A 1,529-nucleotide genomic window follows, 5' to 3' on the forward strand; every position below is an offset into this window, starting at 1 on the left:
AACTACGACAAAATCCTCGTGAATTACGACATCGAAAAAAGACAGTCGTTTTTTCTTGTCGTAGTTGTGGAAAACTCGTACTTTTGGGTAATAAATATAACAAATGGAAGAGAGTAATACCTTAAAAACCCTTATTCAAGACAATGCCATCACGAGTGCTCGCTATGAAATGTCTGCACTTGAAAAAAATATTATTTACATCATGATGGCACAACTCAAAAAAGAAGACACCTCAGACGTGAATTATTACGTTTCTGTGCGAGAATTAATGGAACGAACAGGTACCCGAAATTCGTACGAAGATTTAAAGCGAGCCACAGAGACATTGATAGGGCGTGTGCTACAAATCAAGCGCCCCAACGGTAACTTACTTCAAGTGTCGATGATTTCATCAGCAGAGTACATGCACGGGCAGGGAATCATTGAAATAGGACTAGACCCTAAAATTAGACCGTTCTTTTTCGATTTGAAACAAAACTTTACGACGTTTCAGTTGCACATGGCTTTAAGCCTAGACAGTAAGTATGCCAAACGTATTTATGAGATGCTATCGCAATACAAGGACATAGGCGTCTTCAAAATAGAGCTTCTTGAGTTGAAGAGACGGTTATTACTATACGATGATAAGACAGGGGAGGAGCAGTACAAAAATTGGTCTGATTTTGAAAAACGTATTTTACTTACGGCGAAGAAAGAAATCAATGAAAAAACTGATTTGACGATTAGTTACAACGCGAAGAAAGTTGGCCGCAGATATTCAGATATTGAATTTACCATCACTAGAATTCGTGGAGCACAAACAAAAATTGATTTTCAGGACGAATCAGCGGTCGTTTTTGGGCGTCTGATTAACGAATTTCGTTTACGTAAAGATCAAGCAATTCAAATTGTTGAAAAGTTTTCGCAATCAGAAATTCACAAAACTCTGTATGATATTAAGTTGAAAGTGGCTAGTAACGAGGTTAAAAATATCGGTGCCTATACGGCGAAGGTGTTTGGGTTAGGCTAAAATATGCCTGATGGCTCACGACCGCCAATAATAATCAGACGTATATAGTGTAGAGTTATAGAATATTAGCGGAGATAAAAGGAGATTATGGGAGATTAAGAAGAAAGCGAAGCGTTAGCAAGCCATGACTTTGTCAGGACAAAATCTAACGCAAGCTATTGGCGGGGAATTGGTACTCCTTTTATTTCGGTATAACTTTCCAATAGCCACCTCTGTCTCCCCCCATCCTTTCGATTTTCTTCTCCTCTTTGAGCGTTTTTAAGGCTCTTTCGATGGTTTTTGTACTCACTCTGAGTTCTTTTGCCAAAATTGCTGTTGTGATAGTAAAATTTGTTCTAATCAACTCCAGTACTTTCTCCGACATTTTCTCCGACATTTCTCCGACATCTTTGGCAGGAAACGCGTTGTTTTGTGTCCCTTTCTCGATTTTTTGTTTTATTTCAAGCATTACACTAGCAAAATCATAATCGAACACAGGGGCAGGTAAACCGTAACGGATACACTCGTTGATAATTCGAAT

The 1,529-nt window shown here is 38.6% G+C and carries 2 protein-coding genes; one reads left to right on the forward strand and one right to left on the reverse strand.

Annotation, left to right across the window (positions count from 1 at the left end):
* The first annotated feature begins 103 nt into the window (after nucleotides 1-103).
* The gene (locus tag K339_RS0109935; protein ID WP_028523437.1) at nucleotides 104-1,009 is read left to right on the forward strand and encodes a replication initiation protein; all 906 of its coding nucleotides are present in this window, start codon (nucleotides 104-106) and stop codon (nucleotides 1,007-1,009) included.
* 181 nt (nucleotides 1,010-1,190) lie between these two features.
* Here K339_RS0109935 and K339_RS33270 read toward each other — a convergent pair.
* On the reverse strand, nucleotides 1,191-1,529 hold a 339-nt coding region (locus K339_RS33270), incomplete at its 5' end, for an HTH domain-containing protein (RefSeq protein WP_157607550.1).

The organism is Runella limosa DSM 17973, assembly GCF_000482465.1.
Taxonomy (GTDB): Bacteria; Bacteroidota; Bacteroidia; order Cytophagales; family Spirosomataceae; genus Runella; species Runella limosa.

Excerpts from the sequence above, each read along its gene's own strand:
- K339_RS0109935 (WP_028523437.1), top strand. The coding sequence starts at position 104 with ATGGAAGAGAGTAATACCTTAAAAACCCTTATTCAAGACAATGCCATC.